General features: G+C 61.3%; 14 protein-coding genes and 1 pseudogene. 11 read left to right on the top strand and 4 right to left on the bottom strand.

From position 1 onward, the window contains the following. The first annotated feature begins 110 nt into the window (after window positions 1-110). Window positions 111-1,679: an IS21 family transposase gene (gene istA, locus ACTDI4_RS15095; RefSeq protein WP_442839288.1), complete on the top strand. Its 1,569-nt coding sequence runs from the start codon at window positions 111-113 to the stop codon at window positions 1,677-1,679. Continuing rightward, window positions 1,612-2,346, top strand: a complete 735-nt coding sequence (gene istB / locus ACTDI4_RS15090; RefSeq protein ID WP_442839287.1) for an IS21-like element helper ATPase IstB — start codon at window positions 1,612-1,614, stop codon at window positions 2,344-2,346. Before istA (ACTDI4_RS15095) ends, istB (ACTDI4_RS15090) begins: the two co-directional genes overlap by 68 nt. Window positions 2,347-2,496: 150 nt before the next feature. On the opposite strand, the pseudogene ACTDI4_RS15085 reads toward istB (ACTDI4_RS15090), so the two are convergent. The 4 genes and pseudogenes from ACTDI4_RS15085 to ACTDI4_RS15070 form a co-directional block, all read right to left on the bottom strand. Then, window positions 2,497-2,628 (bottom strand): annotated as a pseudogene (locus ACTDI4_RS15085) (recombinase family protein); the annotation flags it as partial. A 348-nt stretch (window positions 2,629-2,976) separates the two neighbouring features. Continuing rightward, window positions 2,977-4,148, bottom strand: a protein-coding gene (locus tag ACTDI4_RS15080; protein ID WP_442841918.1) for an IS3 family transposase whose coding sequence is annotated in 2 segments (ribosomal slippage) — window positions 2,977-3,881 and window positions 3,881-4,148 — 1,173 coding nt in all. Because the reading frame shifts where the segments join, the coding sequence is not laid out codon by codon here. Window positions 4,149-4,168: 20 nt separating this feature from the next. Continuing rightward, a protein-coding gene (locus ACTDI4_RS15075; RefSeq protein WP_442839846.1) for an IS3 family transposase occupies window positions 4,169-5,337 on the bottom strand; the annotation gives its coding sequence in 2 pieces (ribosomal slippage) (window positions 4,169-5,076 and window positions 5,076-5,337; 1,170 coding nt in all). Between the two features lie 130 nt (window positions 5,338-5,467). After that, window positions 5,468-5,641: a hypothetical protein gene (locus ACTDI4_RS15070; RefSeq protein ID WP_442841917.1), complete on the bottom strand. Its 174-nt coding sequence runs from the start codon at window positions 5,639-5,641 to the stop codon at window positions 5,468-5,470. Window positions 5,642-5,944: 303 nt separating this feature from the next. Between ACTDI4_RS15070 and ACTDI4_RS15065 the strand changes: the two genes are divergently transcribed. The 9 genes from ACTDI4_RS15065 to ACTDI4_RS15025 all read left to right on the top strand — a co-directional run bounded on the left by ACTDI4_RS15065 (window position 5,945) and on the right by ACTDI4_RS15025 (window position 17,299). Next, window positions 5,945-6,658 carry a hypothetical protein gene (locus ACTDI4_RS15065; RefSeq protein ID WP_442841916.1) on the top strand — a complete coding sequence of 238 codons (714 nt, stop codon included), beginning with the start codon at window positions 5,945-5,947 and terminating at the stop codon, window positions 6,656-6,658. A 129-nt stretch (window positions 6,659-6,787) separates the two neighbouring features. Further along, complete coding sequence (locus ACTDI4_RS15060; RefSeq protein WP_442841915.1) at window positions 6,788-7,978, top strand: IS256 family transposase; 1,191 nt, start codon at window positions 6,788-6,790, stop codon at window positions 7,976-7,978. A gap of 83 nt (window positions 7,979-8,061) precedes the next feature. Further along, on the top strand, window positions 8,062-9,630 hold the full coding sequence (gene istA, locus ACTDI4_RS15055) for an IS21 family transposase (protein ID WP_442839288.1): 1,569 nt from the start codon (window positions 8,062-8,064) through the stop codon (window positions 9,628-9,630). Continuing rightward, window positions 9,563-10,297, top strand: coding sequence for an IS21-like element helper ATPase IstB (gene istB, locus ACTDI4_RS15050; RefSeq protein WP_442839287.1), 735 nt, complete (start codon window positions 9,563-9,565; stop codon window positions 10,295-10,297). Before istA (ACTDI4_RS15055) ends, istB (ACTDI4_RS15050) begins: the two co-directional genes overlap by 68 nt. Before the next feature lie 982 nt (window positions 10,298-11,279). Beyond that, a protein-coding gene (locus ACTDI4_RS15045; RefSeq protein WP_442839846.1) for an IS3 family transposase occupies window positions 11,280-12,448 on the top strand; the annotation gives its coding sequence in 2 pieces (ribosomal slippage) (window positions 11,280-11,541 and window positions 11,541-12,448; 1,170 coding nt in all). 353 nt (window positions 12,449-12,801) lie between these two features. Continuing rightward, on the top strand, window positions 12,802-13,086 hold the full coding sequence (locus tag ACTDI4_RS15040; RefSeq protein ID WP_442841914.1) for a type II toxin-antitoxin system RelE/ParE family toxin: 285 nt from the start codon (window positions 12,802-12,804) through the stop codon (window positions 13,084-13,086). 18 nt (window positions 13,087-13,104) lie between these two features. Then, window positions 13,105-13,419: a HigA family addiction module antitoxin gene (locus tag ACTDI4_RS15035; RefSeq protein ID WP_442841913.1), complete on the top strand. Its 315-nt coding sequence runs from the start codon at window positions 13,105-13,107 to the stop codon at window positions 13,417-13,419. An 11-nt stretch (window positions 13,420-13,430) separates the two neighbouring features. Continuing rightward, entirely contained in the window at window positions 13,431-15,347 is a 1,917-nt protein-coding gene (locus ACTDI4_RS15030) for an ATP-dependent nuclease (protein WP_442841912.1), read from the top strand. Then, window positions 15,344-17,299: an ATP-dependent helicase gene (locus ACTDI4_RS15025; RefSeq protein WP_442841911.1), complete on the top strand. Its 1,956-nt coding sequence runs from the start codon at window positions 15,344-15,346 to the stop codon at window positions 17,297-17,299. The genes ACTDI4_RS15030 and ACTDI4_RS15025 overlap by 4 nt, the downstream gene beginning before the upstream one ends. The last annotated feature ends 64 nt before the right edge of the window (window positions 17,300-17,363 follow it).

Genomic DNA, 17,363 nt, shown 5'->3' with positions numbered 1-17,363 from the left:
TTTTCGTGGAATGAGGACCCTGTTTGAGGGGTAATTTTCGTCCAAACGGGACCCCTTAACGTGGGGTCATCAAAGTGCCTCCGGTTTGATCGGAGGCATTTGTGTTTTGGATGTTGGTTGTGGAGACGATTGCAAAGATACGCCGGCTGTCGCTGGTGCAGGGGAAGTCGATCAAGGCGATCTGCCGGGAGCTGAAGATCTCGCGGAAAGTGGTCCGCAAGGTGCTGCGCTCGGACGAGACGGAGTTCCGGTACGAGCGCAAGCATCAGTCCTATCCTCGCATGGGGGCCTGGCGCGAGAAGCTGGACGGGCTCCTGTCGGCGAATGCAGCGAAGCCGCAGCGGGAACGGCTGACGCTGATCCGGATCTTCGAGGAGCTTCGCGGCCTCGGCTATGACGGCAGCTACAGCTCAGTGTGGCGGCATGCGCAGGATTGGGAAGAGCAACGCGGCAGCGCCGCGGCCGAGGCCTATATCCCGCTGAGCTTTGCGCCCGGCGAAGCCTATCAGTTCGACTGGAGTCACGAGGTCGTCCTGCTGGACGGCGTGACGGTTACGGTGAAGGTGGCGCACATGCGGCTCTGTCATAGCCGCATGTTCTTTGTTCGGGCGTATCCGCGCGAGACGCAGGAGATGGTGTTCGACGCCCATGATCGGGCCTTCGCCTTCTTCCGCGGAACCTGCACGCGCGGCATCTACGACAACATGAAGACGGCGGTGGACGCGATCTTCATCGGCAAGGATCGCCGCTACAACCGCCGCTTCGCGCAGATGTGCGGACATTACCTTGTCGAACCGGAAGCTTGCACGCCGGCGTCGGGTTGGGAGAAGGGCCAGGTCGAGAACCAGGTCGGGCTGGTGCGCGAGCGCTTCTTCACGCCGCGGCTGCGCTTCAAGACGCTGGAGGACCTGAACGGCTGGCTGGCCGACAAATGCGTCTCCTACGCCAAGGCGCACCGGCACCCCGAACAGGACGGCCGCACGATCTGGGAGGTGTTCGAGGAGGAGCGCGGCAGCTTCATCCCCTATGCCGGGCGCTTCGACGGCTTCCACTGCATTCCCGCCTCGGTGTCGAAGACCTGCACGGTGCGCTTCGACAACAACAAATACTCGGTGCTGTCGAGCGCCGTCGGCCGGCCGGTCGAGATCCATGCCTATGCCGATCGGATCGTCATCCGCCAGGACGGCGTGGTCGTGGGCGAACATGCCCGCTGCTTCGGCCGCAACGAGGTGATCTACGACCCTTGGCATTACGTCCCGGTGCTGGCCCGCAAGCCCGGTGGACTGCGCAACGGCGCACCGTTCAAGAATTGGGTTCTGCCGTCGGCCATGGAGAAGGTGCGCCGCAAGCTCAAGGCCGCCGATGACGGCGACCGGCAGATGGTGTCGATCCTCACCTGTGTGCTGAGCGACGGATTGAACGCGGTCGAGGCGGCCTGTCAGGAGGCGCTCGATCACGGCGTCTCGTCGGCGGCGGTGATCCTCAACATCCTGGCCCGCCGCCGCGACCCGGCGCCGGGCACGATCCTTTCCATTCCCCAGGCGCTGAAGCTGGCTCACGAGCCGATCGCCGACTGCGCCCGCTATGACCGTCTAAGGAGAGCAGATAATCATGGAACGCACCGAGGTTCTGGAACTGATGGGCACGCTGAAGCTCTACGGGATGCGATCAGCCTATGACGAGATCATGGGCGTCGCCATCAAGCGGCAGCACGAACCTCCGAAGATCGTCGGCGATCTGCTGCAGGCCGAGATATCGGAGAAGCAGGCCCGCTCCATCAAATACCAGCTCACCGTCGCCAAGCTGCCATTGGCCAAGGACGTCGATGACTTCGACTTCACCGGCACGCCCGTCAACGAGAGCCTGATCCGCGATCTTGCCGGCGGAGCCTTTGTCGCCGATCAGCGTAACGTCGTCCTGGTCGGCGGCACCGGCACGGGCAAATCCCATCTAGCCATCGCCATTGCCCGGGCGCTTATCCGCAACGGCGCGCGCGGCCGCTTCTTCAATGTCGTCGACCTGGTCAACAGGCTGGAGACCGAGACCCGTGCCGGCCGCCAGGGGCGCATTGCCGATCACCTGACCCGGCTCGACTTCGTCGTGCTCGATGAACTGGGCTATCTGCCCTTCGCCCAGGCCGGCGGGCAGTTGCTCTTCCATCTCGTCTCGAAACTCTACGAGCGCACCAGCGTCATCATCACCACCAATCTGGCGTTCGGCGAATGGCCCACCGTCTTCGGCGACGCCAAGATGACCACTGCGCTGCTCGATCGCCTGACGCATCACTGCGAGATCGTCGAGACCGGAAACGAATCCTGGCGCTTCAAGAGCCGCTCTCAAAGCTAAAGCCAAAAACCAACGAACCGCACCCGATCAGGCTGTGCAACCCCGACCAGCTTCGCCTGATCGGGCGCTAACCGCCGTGCCCTTCATCAACCCCAAAACCGGGGTCCCTTTTGCACGAAAATACAGGGTCCCGATTCCACGGTCATTGACACGCCCGTCGCGGCTGGCACCCGACGCCTTTTCCGCGCGGATAATGGCGCAGCCTTCGCCCTTCAATCTAGCGATCTGCGTGTCAAGGTCCTGGTCGAGCGTACTGACGCGGGCGTAACCGATGCGGGCCATATGTCACCTCAGGTTTTTAGGCCCGAGGCTACCTTGTCACAAATAGTCGCTGTCAACCCAGAAGTTACATGGCGCCCGCGCTGCCCTGTGCCGTCGCAGCAGGGTATACCCTGACGTGACCAGCCGTCGGCACCAACCGCGATATGATATAAACGTATGAACTGGTTGGCTACGATTTTGCCAGACTGCTATCCAGCACTTCAATAAGTCGATCCACTTCCTCGATTGTGTTGTAGTGCACGAGCGAAGCGCGCATGACGTGAGCCGCTGGCAATTCCAATGCTTCCACCAACCGCCGCGAATGAAAGTCGCCGTGGCCTGACCCCATAAGGTGGTCCGGTTTCAGTCTTAGTGCATGATCGGCTTTTCGGCTATTGCCTGGGCAGATGGTGGTGCCGATCCGCGCGGCGGCGCAGGCCAGATAATAGCCTCCGGTGCCGGGGGTCTATATCCAAGCGATGAGTGCGGCCGCTCAGTGTTGTAGTAGCGTCTCCATGCCTCGATGATGACCTTTGCCTCAGCGAGGCTGTAGAATATCTCCCCGTTGAGCAGTTCGTCACGCAGCTTCGAGTTGAAGCTCTCGCAATAGCCGTTCTCCCATGGGCTACCCGGCTCGATGAACGCGGTCTTTGCGCCGACGGCCACGATCCACTCTCGCACCGCCTTGGCAATGAACTCCGGGCCGTTGTCAGAACGAACATAGCCGGGCACACCCCGCAGGATGAACAGGTCCGACAGGGCGTCGATGACGTCGGTCGAGTTGAGCTTGCGATCGATGCGGATCGCCAGGCACTCCCGGGTGAACTCGTCGATGATATTGAGCATGCGGAACTTCCTGCCATTGTGGATCCGGCCCTCGACGAAGTCATAGGACCAGACATGATTTGGGTGCTCGGGCCGAAGCCGGATGCACGATCCGTCAGTCAGCCAGAGCCTGCCTTTCTTCGGTTGTTTCTGGGGAACCTTCAGCCCCTCCCGTCGCCAGATGCGCTCGACGCGTTTGGCATTCACCGTCCAGCCCTCGGACCGCAGCATCGCCGTGATCCGGCGATAGCCATAGCGGCCGTAGCGCGAGGCCAGTCGGACGATGTCGGCGATCAACGCCTCTTCATCAGGCCGGCCATGTGGCTTTTTGCGATGGGTCGAACGGTGCTGGCCGAGAACCTTGCAGGCAAAGCGTTCCGAGACGGACAGCTTCGCCACGACATGATCGACACAGCGCCGACGGCGGGCGGGGCTCAGAAGTTTCCCGCTGCAGCCTCTTTCAGGATCAGCTTTTCCAGCGTCAGATCCGACACCGCCTTGCGCAGCCGGTCGTTCTCTTTCTCGAGCTCTTTCAGGCGCTTCACCTGGTCGCCCTTCAGGCCACCAAACTCCTTGCGCCAGCGGTAATACGTAAACTGCGTCACGCCGATTGTACGAACCGCTTCTCCGACCGAGCGGCCTTGTGACAACAGAATATCGACCTGGCGTAGCTTTGCGACGATCTCTTCGGGCTTGTGCTTCTGGCCTGACCCCATAAGGTGGTCCGGTTTCAGTCTTAGTGCATGATCGGCTTTTCGGCTATTGCCTGGGCAGATGGTGGTGCCGATCCGCGCGGCGGCGCAGGCCAGATAATAGCCTCCGGTGCCGGGGGTCTATATCCAAGCGATGAGTGCGGCCGCTCAGTGTTGTAGTAGCGTCTCCATGCCTCGATGATGACCTTTGCCTCAGCGAGGCTGTAGAATATCTCCCCGTTGAGCAGTTCGTCACGCAGCTTCGAGTTGAAGCTCTCGCAATAGCCGTTCTCCCATGGGCTACCCGGCTCGATGAACGCGGTCTTTGCGCCGACGGCCACGATCCACTCTCGCACCGCCTTGGCAATGAACTCCGGGCCGTTGTCAGAACGAACATAGCCGGGCACACCCCGCAGGATGAACAGGTCCGACAGGGCGTCGATGACGTCGGTCGAGTTGAGCTTGCGATCGATGCGGATCGCCAGGCACTCCCGGGTGAACTCGTCGATGATATTGAGCATGCGGAACTTCCTGCCATTGTGGATCCGGCCCTCGACGAAGTCATAGGACCAGACATGATTTGGGTGCTCGGGCCGAAGCCGGATGCACGATCCGTCAGTCAGCCAGAGCCTGCCTTTCTTCGGTTGTTTCTGGGGAACCTTCAGCCCCTCCCGTCGCCAGATGCGCTCGACGCGTTTGGCATTCACCGTCCAGCCCTCGGACCGCAGCATCGCCGTGATCCGGCGATAGCCATAGCGGCCGTAGCGCGAGGCCAGTCGGACGATGTCGGCGATCAACGCCTCTTCATCAGGCCGGCCATGTGGCTTTTTGCGATGGGTCGAACGGTGCTGGCCGAGAACCTTGCAGGCAAAGCGTTCCGAGACGGACAGCTTCGCCACGACATGATCGACACAGCGCCGACGGCGGGCGGGGCTCAGAAGTTTCCCGCTGCAGCCTCTTTCAGGATCAGCTTTTCCAGCGTCAGATCCGACACCGCCTTGCGCAGCCGGTCGTTCTCTTTCTCGAGCTCTTTCAGGCGCTTCACCTGGTCGCCCTTCAGGCCACCAAACTCCTTGCGCCAGCGGTAATACGTAAACTGCGTCACGCCGATTGTACGAACCGCTTCTCCGACCGAGCGGCCTTGTGACAACAGAATATCGACCTGGCGTAGCTTTGCGACGATCTCTTCGGGCTTGTGCTTCTTCTGGGGCATTCCAACGTCCTCTCTCAGGCTCAATAGCCTACTTCAAAGAGGACCACTTTTCAGGGGGCAGACCACTTCTTCTGGGGCATTCCAACGTCCTCTCTCAGGCTCAATAGCCTACTTCAAAGAGGACCACTTTTCAGGGGGCAGACCAGTGAGGCAATTCCTGGATGCCGATCATATTGCGCAGCTTTTCTAGGTCCTTCGTCGTGGGCGCGGCATTCATGGTGCGCTCCAGGAGCGTTGCGAATAGGACGTCCTCCGGATTTGGCGTGGTTGCCTCGGAAACGACGGTCGAAAAAATCTTCGTCATTGGATGTTCTCCTTCGAGTTGGGGTTGTTGCCGCGCCTGTTGTGGGCATGGCACTGACCTTTACAGGCGCCTCTTTTGGGTCTCGCAGATTGGATCAGGGTTCGCACCGATGCCGGTTCTGCTGGAGCCATCATCGCGCGTCTGAGGGCGGGTTTCGGAAGGGGCTGTTCCCGTCGACCGAAATGGGCCGCCATATGGAATTGGCATTGCGCCACAGGCCCTTTACCGGCGCTTCCGCCAAAAAAATCGGCGTCTTGAGATTGACCGGGAAACGGATCAATATTTTCGGGGAAACCGACAAAAATGGAGGAATTGATGCCCGGGAAACCGACAACATTGCTGGATCAGATGTCTGGAAAAGTGCCAGCTGGCCCGCAGCGCAAATCCATGGGTGCGCGTGTCGAGCGGCCCACTGCAGAAATGAAGGAAAGCGCGGCGACAATCGGCCTCAGAAAGCCAAAGCAGCCCCTTCGGATGACAAAGACGGAGGCGCAGACCAGCAAGCCGAGCCGGGCCGAATATCTTGGCCTCATCGCGGAGGCCTATGCGGGGGCAATCCTCCGCTGGGATGAGCTGGGAGCCGGGACAAAGGCCCCAAACAAGCGCGCTGGCGACGCGATCAATGCCGAATTGGAAAGCCGGATCAGCTACGGCGACAGACGGAACAAGAGCCGCGATAAGCAAGCCATCATGTATCTTTGGTCCGAAAAGATACTGCCGGGAGACGTGGAAGCGCTCAGCCGTAATGCTGGCCATGGTTTGGACACCTGGGCAAGAGCGGGAGCCGTCCAACGGCCTTTCATAAAGGATCTCGGCAAATCTCCCATACCCACCCCGAGCGTGACGGGACATATTATTGAAATTCGCCCTCAACTCGGGGGCAGAGGGCAGCAGTGGATTATTCGTCACGGGCCTTGGGTGGACGATTTGATCCGAGAACTGACACGACGGGCGAAAAACCATCCGACACTCGTTTCCAAGTGGGACGATCGGACAGCGTCAACAGGTTGGCGTTGAATTGGAGCCCAGAGCGGAAAACACCCGGCCGGATGACGTCCCAGGGGGTGGTGTAGCTGGCGGGGTGGCCATCAGTGTTTTTCCGGTAGGGTCGGGTTGTTCAAGACCAACCTGAGGGGAAGACCACCGATGACCGACGAGATGATGAACCTGCGCTCGCTTGTTGAGAAGAGTGCGGACACGGATTTGCTGCGGGAGATGATCGGCTTTGCCGCCGAGAAGCTGATGGAGTTGGAGGTCGGCGCGAAGACGGGCGCGGCCTATGGCGCGAAGGACACCCTTCGGCTTGCCCAGCGCAATGGCTACCGCGAACGCGACTGGGAGACGCGGGCCGGAACGGTGGAACTGCGTATTCCGAAGCTGCGCACCGGCAGCTATTTCCCGAGCTTTCTCGAACCGCGCCGCATGGCCGAGAAGGCCCTGACGGCCGTCATCCAGGAAGCCTACATCCAGGGCGTCTCGACCCGCTCGGTCGACGATCTGGTCAAGGCGATGGGCATGAGCGGCATTTCCAAGAGCCAGGTCAGCCGCCTGTGCGAGGAGATCGACGACAGGGTGAAGGCCTTCCTCGCCCGGCCCATCGAGGGCGACTGGCCGTATCTTTGGATCGACGCCACCTATCTGAAGGTTCGTCGCGGCGGCCGCATCGTCTCGGTCGCCGTCATCATCGCCGTCGGCGTCAACACAGACGGCCGCCGCGAGGTGCTGGGCATGGAGATCGGCACCTCCGAGGCCGAACCGATCTGGACGGAGTTCCTGCGCAAGCTGACGCGGCGCGGCCTGCGCGGCGTCAAGCTCGTCGTTTCCGATGCCCATGAAGGCATCAAGGCCGCGGTCGCCAAGGTTCTTTCCGCCACCTGGCAGAGGTGCCGGGTCCACTTCATGCGCAATGCGTTGGCCCATGCCGGCAAGAGTGGCAGGCGGGTCGTCTCCGCCTTCATCGCCACGGCGTTCGCCCAAGACACACCGGAGGCCGCAAGCACCCAGTGGCGCAACGTCGCCGACCAGATCAGGCCGAAGGTGCCGAAGCTCGCCCAACTCATGGACACCGCCGAAGAAGACGTGCTCGCCTACATGACCTTTCCCAGGCAGCACTGGACCAAGCTGCACTCGACCAATCCGATCGAGCGCCTGAACGGCGAGATCAAGCGGCGCACCGAGGTCGTCGGCATCTTCCCCAACGACGATGCCCTCGTCCGCCTCGTCGGCGCACTGCTGCTCGAACAGAACGACGAGTGGGCCGTCCAGCGCTCCCGCTACATGACCCTTGAGACCATCGCCGCAATGTGTGATTTTTCGTGGAATGAGGACCCTGTTTGAGGGGTAATTTTCGTCCAAACGGGACCCCTTAACGTGGGGTCATCAAAGTGCCTCCGGTTTGATCGGAGGCATTTGTGTTTTGGATGTTGGTTGTGGAGACGATTGCAAAGATACGCCGGCTGTCGCTGGTGCAGGGGAAGTCGATCAAGGCGATCTGCCGGGAGCTGAAGATCTCGCGGAAAGTGGTCCGCAAGGTGCTGCGCTCGGACGAGACGGAGTTCCGGTACGAGCGCAAGCATCAGTCCTATCCTCGCATGGGGGCCTGGCGCGAGAAGCTGGACGGGCTCCTGTCGGCGAATGCAGCGAAGCCGCAGCGGGAACGGCTGACGCTGATCCGGATCTTCGAGGAGCTTCGCGGCCTCGGCTATGACGGCAGCTACAGCTCAGTGTGGCGGCATGCGCAGGATTGGGAAGAGCAACGCGGCAGCGCCGCGGCCGAGGCCTATATCCCGCTGAGCTTTGCGCCCGGCGAAGCCTATCAGTTCGACTGGAGTCACGAGGTCGTCCTGCTGGACGGCGTGACGGTTACGGTGAAGGTGGCGCACATGCGGCTCTGTCATAGCCGCATGTTCTTTGTTCGGGCGTATCCGCGCGAGACGCAGGAGATGGTGTTCGACGCCCATGATCGGGCCTTCGCCTTCTTCCGCGGAACCTGCACGCGCGGCATCTACGACAACATGAAGACGGCGGTGGACGCGATCTTCATCGGCAAGGATCGCCGCTACAACCGCCGCTTCGCGCAGATGTGCGGACATTACCTTGTCGAACCGGAAGCTTGCACGCCGGCGTCGGGTTGGGAGAAGGGCCAGGTCGAGAACCAGGTCGGGCTGGTGCGCGAGCGCTTCTTCACGCCGCGGCTGCGCTTCAAGACGCTGGAGGACCTGAACGGCTGGCTGGCCGACAAATGCGTCTCCTACGCCAAGGCGCACCGGCACCCCGAACAGGACGGCCGCACGATCTGGGAGGTGTTCGAGGAGGAGCGCGGCAGCTTCATCCCCTATGCCGGGCGCTTCGACGGCTTCCACTGCATTCCCGCCTCGGTGTCGAAGACCTGCACGGTGCGCTTCGACAACAACAAATACTCGGTGCTGTCGAGCGCCGTCGGCCGGCCGGTCGAGATCCATGCCTATGCCGATCGGATCGTCATCCGCCAGGACGGCGTGGTCGTGGGCGAACATGCCCGCTGCTTCGGCCGCAACGAGGTGATCTACGACCCTTGGCATTACGTCCCGGTGCTGGCCCGCAAGCCCGGTGGACTGCGCAACGGCGCACCGTTCAAGAATTGGGTTCTGCCGTCGGCCATGGAGAAGGTGCGCCGCAAGCTCAAGGCCGCCGATGACGGCGACCGGCAGATGGTGTCGATCCTCACCTGTGTGCTGAGCGACGGATTGAACGCGGTCGAGGCGGCCTGTCAGGAGGCGCTCGATCACGGCGTCTCGTCGGCGGCGGTGATCCTCAACATCCTGGCCCGCCGCCGCGACCCGGCGCCGGGCACGATCCTTTCCATTCCCCAGGCGCTGAAGCTGGCTCACGAGCCGATCGCCGACTGCGCCCGCTATGACCGTCTAAGGAGAGCAGATAATCATGGAACGCACCGAGGTTCTGGAACTGATGGGCACGCTGAAGCTCTACGGGATGCGATCAGCCTATGACGAGATCATGGGCGTCGCCATCAAGCGGCAGCACGAACCTCCGAAGATCGTCGGCGATCTGCTGCAGGCCGAGATATCGGAGAAGCAGGCCCGCTCCATCAAATACCAGCTCACCGTCGCCAAGCTGCCATTGGCCAAGGACGTCGATGACTTCGACTTCACCGGCACGCCCGTCAACGAGAGCCTGATCCGCGATCTTGCCGGCGGAGCCTTTGTCGCCGATCAGCGTAACGTCGTCCTGGTCGGCGGCACCGGCACGGGCAAATCCCATCTAGCCATCGCCATTGCCCGGGCGCTTATCCGCAACGGCGCGCGCGGCCGCTTCTTCAATGTCGTCGACCTGGTCAACAGGCTGGAGACCGAGACCCGTGCCGGCCGCCAGGGGCGCATTGCCGATCACCTGACCCGGCTCGACTTCGTCGTGCTCGATGAACTGGGCTATCTGCCCTTCGCCCAGGCCGGCGGGCAGTTGCTCTTCCATCTCGTCTCGAAACTCTACGAGCGCACCAGCGTCATCATCACCACCAATCTGGCGTTCGGCGAATGGCCCACCGTCTTCGGCGACGCCAAGATGACCACTGCGCTGCTCGATCGCCTGACGCATCACTGCGAGATCGTCGAGACCGGAAACGAATCCTGGCGCTTCAAGAGCCGCTCTCAAAGCTAAAGCCAAAAACCAACGAACCGCACCCGATCAGGCTGTGCAACCCCGACCAGCTTCGCCTGATCGGGCGCTAACCGCCGTGCCCTTCATCAACCCCAAAACCGGGGTCCCTTTTGCACGAAAATACAGGGTCCCGATTCCACGGTCATTGACACCGCAATGAGTGATGATCCGCTCATCAGCCTGCCCGCTGCGGCACGCTGATCCGTTCCCGGCTCAGCCAGGAAGGCACGGCGATTGCCGAAGCTACACCACTCCCTGGGACGTCATCCCCGGCCGCTAGTCACGTTGGCAGAAGGGGGACGGCGGCTGGGCTGCTGCAAGTTGCACCATCGCAGCGGAGAAATCCTAACTACTTCATGGGGCGCGGGCAATCTTTCAAAGCCCATTGTACCCCGCCGCCAGCTAGAGGGGCGTGGGTGAAGGCGACCGGCGGCTTCGTCGATGCCCAGCCAGCGCAAGCGCTCACCACCGCCATTCGCAACACAGCGAAGGCCCGGTCACCGGTCTGGAATGATAGAGGGGGACGACCGGCGACCGGGCCGCTGCCTGCCTGAGATTGGCAGCAGCCGATCCTATCTGCGGCATTGAGCGGCGACAACTCAGACCGGAGCTACAAACGCCCAACCAGCCACGACAGTCGCGGCAATCAGGACGGCCGCAACCTTGAGCCCCGTCCGATAGCGCTCCCAAGGGTAGGGGGCTCGCTCCCAGTTGTATCGCATTGACCGACCTCGCTCTTGCTGGGCGCGAAAGCTAATCGCAGACACGCCGCCGCGTCAACGACGGGGCAGGGGCGACCAAATCATCCGACGTTGACGTGTTGGACGGGAGGCCCGCACTGTATCCCGAGAGTGGGTTGGTGGAGTGTTCGCGAGATGATATTTGGAGGATGAAGTCCGATAACGTCCGTATCAATCTGGTCTGCCCCCTGAAAAGTGGTCCTCTTTGAAGTAGGCTATTGAGCCTGAGAGAGGACGTTGGAATGCCCCAGAAGAAGCACAAGCCCGAAGAGATCGTCGCAAAGCTACGCCAGGTCGATATTCTGTTGTCACAAGGCCGCTCGGTCGGAGAAGCGGTTCGTACAATCGGCGTGACGCAGTTTACGTATTACCGCTGGCGCAAGGAGTTTGGTGGCCTGAAGGGCGACCAGGTGAAGCGCCTGAAAGAGCTCGAGAAAGAGAACGACCGGCTGCGCAAGGCGGTGTCGGATCTGACGCTGGAAAAGCTGATCCTGAAAGAGGCTGCAGCGGGAAACTTCTGAGCCCCGCCCGCCGTCGGCGCTGTGTCGATCATGTCGTGGCGAAGCTGTCCGTCTCGGAACGCTTTGCCTGCAAGGTTCTCGGCCAGCACCGTTCGACCCATCGCAAAAAGCCACATGGCCGGCCTGATGAAGAGGCGTTGATCGCCGACATCGTCCGACTGGCCTCGCGCTACGGCCGCTATGGCTATCGCCGGATCACGGCGATGCTGCGGTCCGAGGGCTGGACGGTGAATGCCAAACGCGTCGAGCGCATCTGGCGACGGGAGGGGCTGAAGGTTCCCCAGAAACAACCGAAGAAAGGCAGGCTCTGGCTGACTGACGGATCGTGCATCCGGCTTCGGCCCGAGCACCCAAATCATGTCTGGTCCTATGACTTCGTCGAGGGCCGGATCCACAATGGCAGGAAGTTCCGCATGCTCAATATCATCGACGAGTTCACCCGGGAGTGCCTGGCGATCCGCATCGATCGCAAGCTCAACTCGACCGACGTCATCGACGCCCTGTCGGACCTGTTCATCCTGCGGGGTGTGCCCGGCTATGTTCGTTCTGACAACGGCCCGGAGTTCATTGCCAAGGCGGTGCGAGAGTGGATCGTGGCCGTCGGCGCAAAGACCGCGTTCATCGAGCCGGGTAGCCCATGGGAGAACGGCTATTGCGAGAGCTTCAACTCGAAGCTGCGTGACGAACTGCTCAACGGGGAGATATTCTACAGCCTCGCTGAGGCAAAGGTCATCATCGAGGCATGGAGACGCTACTACAACACTGAGCGGCCGCACTCATCGCTTGGATATAGACCCCCGGCACCGGAGGCTATTATCTGGCCTGCGCCGCCGCGCGGATCGGCACCACCATCTGCCCAGGCAATAGCCGAAAAGCCGATCATGCACTAAGACTGAAACCGGACCACCTTATGGGGTCAGGCCAGGTTTTTATGAGGGTTTTCAACCAGTCAGTTTCGAAAAACAATGAAAAAACAATGCGTTGGATAATTATGTGGCGGGCTGCAGACGATGAAAATGAGAACTACGTCTACGCTATAGCACTCTAAACCACTCTATAGCCCTCCTTTGCGAGTATTGCTGAATCAGGGCTGGTTCATCACAGGTCATTGCGATCTGGGAGGCCAAGTGCGCCCATAGTGAATCGGCTGCCATTCTGCGTCGGGGCGCCCTTGGGTACATGGCTGTCGGCATACAGATTGACGCTTGACGTATAGCGTCAATTTCTCTAGGATTGAAGATACATGATCCTGAGCTATCGAGACAAAAAGACGGAGCAGTTTGCGAAGGGGGAGTTCGTCAAAGCTTTTCAGGGCTTTGAAGATCAGGCTGCTCGGCGGCTGTCGATCCTGAACGCGGCGCTCTCGCTTGACACGCTTCGCGCGCTGCCGGGAAACCGCCTGGAAGCGCTCAAGGGGGATCGTGCTGGACAATACTCCATTCGCATCAACCAGCAATGGCGCATCTGTTTCGAGTGGCCGGACGGTCAGACCGGGCCGGGCAATGTTGAAATCGTGGACTATCATTGAAGGAAGGAGATCAGGACCATGTTCATGAGAGCTGTTCATCCCGGCGAAGTTCTGAAGGACGAGTTGGACGAGTTGGACGTCACGCCGACCGAGTTCGCGCGGCAGATAGACGTGCCGCCGAACCGGGTCAGCCAGATCATCGCCGGTAAGCGCGCCGTCACGGGCGACACTGCCCTGCGCTTCGGGCACTGGTTCGGAACCGAGCCGCAGTTCTGGCTCAACCTGCAAAGCGCCTATGAAATCCGGATCGCCGAGGAAAAAGCGGGACGGGAAATCGCGCGGTTGCCGATACGGTCCGGCGCGGTCCGCCCGGACGCGCCCAGTATGGCATAGAGTCCAAACCAGTGCGCATTACCCGGATCCACATACAGAACTTTCGGTCGATCAAGGATCTCACCGTCGATCTCGGTGAGACTACGGTCTTCATCGGCCAGAACAATGCCGGGAAAACTGCCATCATAGACGCGGTGCGCATCGTGCTGACGAGACGATGGGGGCAACGCGGGACGGGTTTCACCGAAAACGACGTTCACCGGCCCAACCCTGATTGCGACCCGCGCACGCAGCCTCCCGTCACGATCACGCTGACGATGGAGGAAAGCAAGCCGAGCGAGTGGGATGGCGACATGGTCGCGGCTCTCACCGACATCATCACCATCCATCCCGATGGCGCCCGCAACATGCTGACGCTGCGGGTGACGTGCGCATGGAATCCCGACAAAGAGGTCTTCGATCCCGCCTGGCAGTTTCTGGACTCTGCCGGCGACCCGCTGCCGGAACGGCGGCGGTCCATCAATCTGACGGGCTTCTTCGGCTATATGCCGATCTTTTGGCTCGGGGCGCTCCGCGACGCCGCCGAGGAGTTCACTCCGCGCTCGGGCCATTGGGGCCGGCTGCTACGCAGTGTCCGCATTCCGGCGGAGCTGGAGGAAGAAGCGCTCAAGACCCTCGCCGACCTCGACGCCAAGATCATCGCCGCCGATCCGCGCTTGACCGACATCGCCACTATGATCGGCGAGGCCACGCGCGTGGCTGTGGGCGAAGGCCCTGGCTCGGCGCGCCTCAACACGCTGCCGCTCGCCATTGAAGAAATGCTCCAGCGCACCGGCATCGTCATGCGCAACGAGGACTTGCGGCCTTGGCTCCCGCTCGGCCATCACGGTCAGGGACTTCAAAGTCTGGCAGTCATCTTCCTGTTTCAGGCTGCTGTGCTGCAACAGCTTGCGGAAGCGGAACAGCCCGGCGTCGAGGCCGTGTTCGCAATTGAGGAACCCGAGGCTCACCTGCATCCCCAGGCCGCACGGACGCTGTGGACCCGGACGCAGGCGCTCACCGGCCAGAAGCTTATGACGACGCACTCGCCATATTTTGTGCAGCACGTCCCGCTTCGCGAACTTCGGCTCGTTTGCCTACGCGGCGGCCAAACCGAAGTCCGTGCTCTCCCCAGCACGGTGATTTCCGATCTGCCCTGGAACGCTTCTCTGGACGGATTTCTGAGAAGTGGGGGCGGTCGCATATTTGAACGCGACCCGACGACCGGCCGACTCGCCGCCCGATGCTGGTTCGATGAGCAGGTGGCCGACACTCTGGCTCACTGCTATCGCAATAATGCCGATCCAGCCGCGCGCCAGGCAGAGATCGCCGCTCTGCGGCACAGATGCCGCGTTCTTCCCACCGCTGAAGATGAGAATGAGCTGGGCTTCCACGGCCGGCGCGTTCGCGGTGAGATATTCTTCGCCCGCCGCTGGATACTGGTCGAGGGTGTAACCGAATATCTGCTGCTCCACGCGCTGGGCAACGCTCTGAATCTTCCGCTCGACATGCACGGCATTGCCGTCATCGACTTTCAGCAGAGCGGCAATGCCGGAATCTATCCGGCGCTCGCTGAAGCGTTCGGCATCGCCTGGCACATGATTACGGACGGGGATCAGGAAGCCGCCAAGTTCCGCCAGCAAATACTGGACCGAGGGTTCACGGAAGACGACCTCACCGGCAAGCTCACAACACTGCCGCAGGACCACGATCTTGAAGATCAATTGCTCGCCGACGGTCACGAGCAGTTCCTGCGCGAGATCATGAGTACGGTCGGCGGGCAGTCTGCTCTCACCTGTCCGTTCGATGAGTTCAAGAAGCGCCTGAAGAACAGGAAGACCGGATACATGGGTGCCTTGTCGCTGCGTATCGCGGCGGACAAAGACCTTGCACTCAAGATGCCGGCGCAGTTCGTTGAACTCGTCAAGTCATTGGGAGGCACGGCATGACGGAATCGCTTCAGGCCGCTCTCGATAGGCTGAGCCCGACACAGCGCACAGCGGCTGAATGGAAGGACGGTGCAGCGCTCGTCCTCGCAGGACCGGGCGTCGGCAAGACGACTGTGCTGACCACGCGCATTGCCCGGATTCTGGACGACAGCCGAAGCAGGAATTTCCGTATCCTCGCGCTAACCTTCACCACGAAGGCAGGCGACGAGATGCGCGAGCGCGTCGAAGCCCTCGTACCCGGTCTGACCGATCGGACGTTCATCGGCACTTTCCACAGCTTCTGCGCACAGATTCTGCGGCAACACGGATCGCACATCGGGATCAAACCGGACTTCGGTATCTACGATCAGGACGAAGATCGCCGGGAGTTGCTGCGCGAGGCTCTTGTGGCTGCGGCCGACAAGGGCGAGGACATGACGCCTGACGACGTGCGGTGGCTGCGCGCCATCGACCAGTTGCGCAGCAGTCTTATCAGCCCAGAGAAGACGGCACGGCATTTCCGCGATCCGGCGGCCGGCGCTCGCGCCGCTCGCGTCTACGCCATCTATGAGGCGGCCTTGCGGGCCAACAATTCTCTCGACTTCAACGGCATGATTCTGGACGCCTGTCGCCTCGCCCATCAGATACCAGCCGTCGCGGCCAGGACGAGGCAATCCTATCCCTATTGGCTCATTGATGAGTTTCAGGACACCACGCCTGCCCAATACCGGCTGGTCCGCTTCTTTGCCGGTGATGACTTCAAGAACGTCTTCGCCGTCGCCGATGACGACCAGATCATCTACCAATGGGCGGGGGCGAGCTATCGCCAGATTACCCAGTTCCGTGAGCATTTCTCGCCGGATCTGATCCAGTTGGTCGAGAATCGGCGCTGCCCTCCCGCCATCGTGCAGGCCGCGAATAACCTCATAGGTCACAACGCAGACAGAACGCCCGGCAAGGAACCTCTTGTCGCAACCGTTCCCGGCGAAGGTCCGGCGATCCAGTTGCGGACGTTTGGAACCGACGCGGAGGAAGCGGACGGCGTGGCCGAAGATATTGCCGCCGTCGCCGTCGGGGAGCGTGGCCAAGTCGCAGTTCTTGGCAGAACGCGCGCCGTCCTTCAGCCGGTTCTGGAGGCCATGAAGGCACGCGGCGTCAACGCCTCGATCGCGGTGCGACGCGACCGTTTCATTTCTCCTCAGTTTCTCTGGCTTCAGAGTTGCCTGGATTTGTCACTTCGCCCCGGCGATCGCCAAGTTTTCACCACGCTCACGGCGGCGGCAAACCGCATTACTAGCTTGCAGCTCGATACGGCGCTGTTGCTTGCCGAAGCGGCATCGACCGGCACCAGCTATCTGGAGCACTGGGCGCTGACCGCCGAAGCCAGCCAGAACGAGATCGCGAAAAACCTGTCCGCCATTGCCCTTCGGCTGGTTCAGTCCCGATCCTCGTGGCAGCAGATCGTCACGGAAGCAATCACCTTCCTGATGACGACCGCAGAGACGCCTGAAGGCATCGTCAGCGACGCAGCGGAAGACAAAGCTGCATGGGAAACCGCGCATAGGGCCATCCGGGCAGAGAAAGGCGCTCCGCCCGATCTTGATGAGCTTTTGCAAGGCATGAAGCTGCGACCGAAGGAGCCGCCGCCTGATCCGACCGCCGTCCGGCTTCTCACTATTCATGCCGCGAAGGGGCTGGAGTTCGATCGCGTCTGGCTGATCGGCATGGCCGAATCCGTGCTGCCCTCATGGCAGAGCCTCAAGTATGACGCGCCGCCGGCCGAGCTTGAGGAAGAGCGCCGCAACTGTTTTGTCGGCATCACGCGCACGAAGAAGCAACTCGTTTTGACACGAGCCGAGCAATACCAAGGTTATCGAAAGCCTTCCTCGCGCTTTCTGGCAGAAATGGGACTCAATGAACAGCAAGAGAGTGTCTGCCGATTCCGAGGAAGCCGCCCCTTCATTCCGATTTGATCTCGCCCCCGGATTCCGAGATGATCTCGCCCCTAGGGACCGGGCTATGCTGGCAGTGATTGTT

The organism is Mesorhizobium sp. PUT5, from assembly GCF_052216645.1.
Lineage (GTDB): Bacteria > Pseudomonadota > Alphaproteobacteria > Rhizobiales > Rhizobiaceae > Mesorhizobium.
This window is presented reverse-complemented; position numbering and strand designations above follow the sequence as displayed.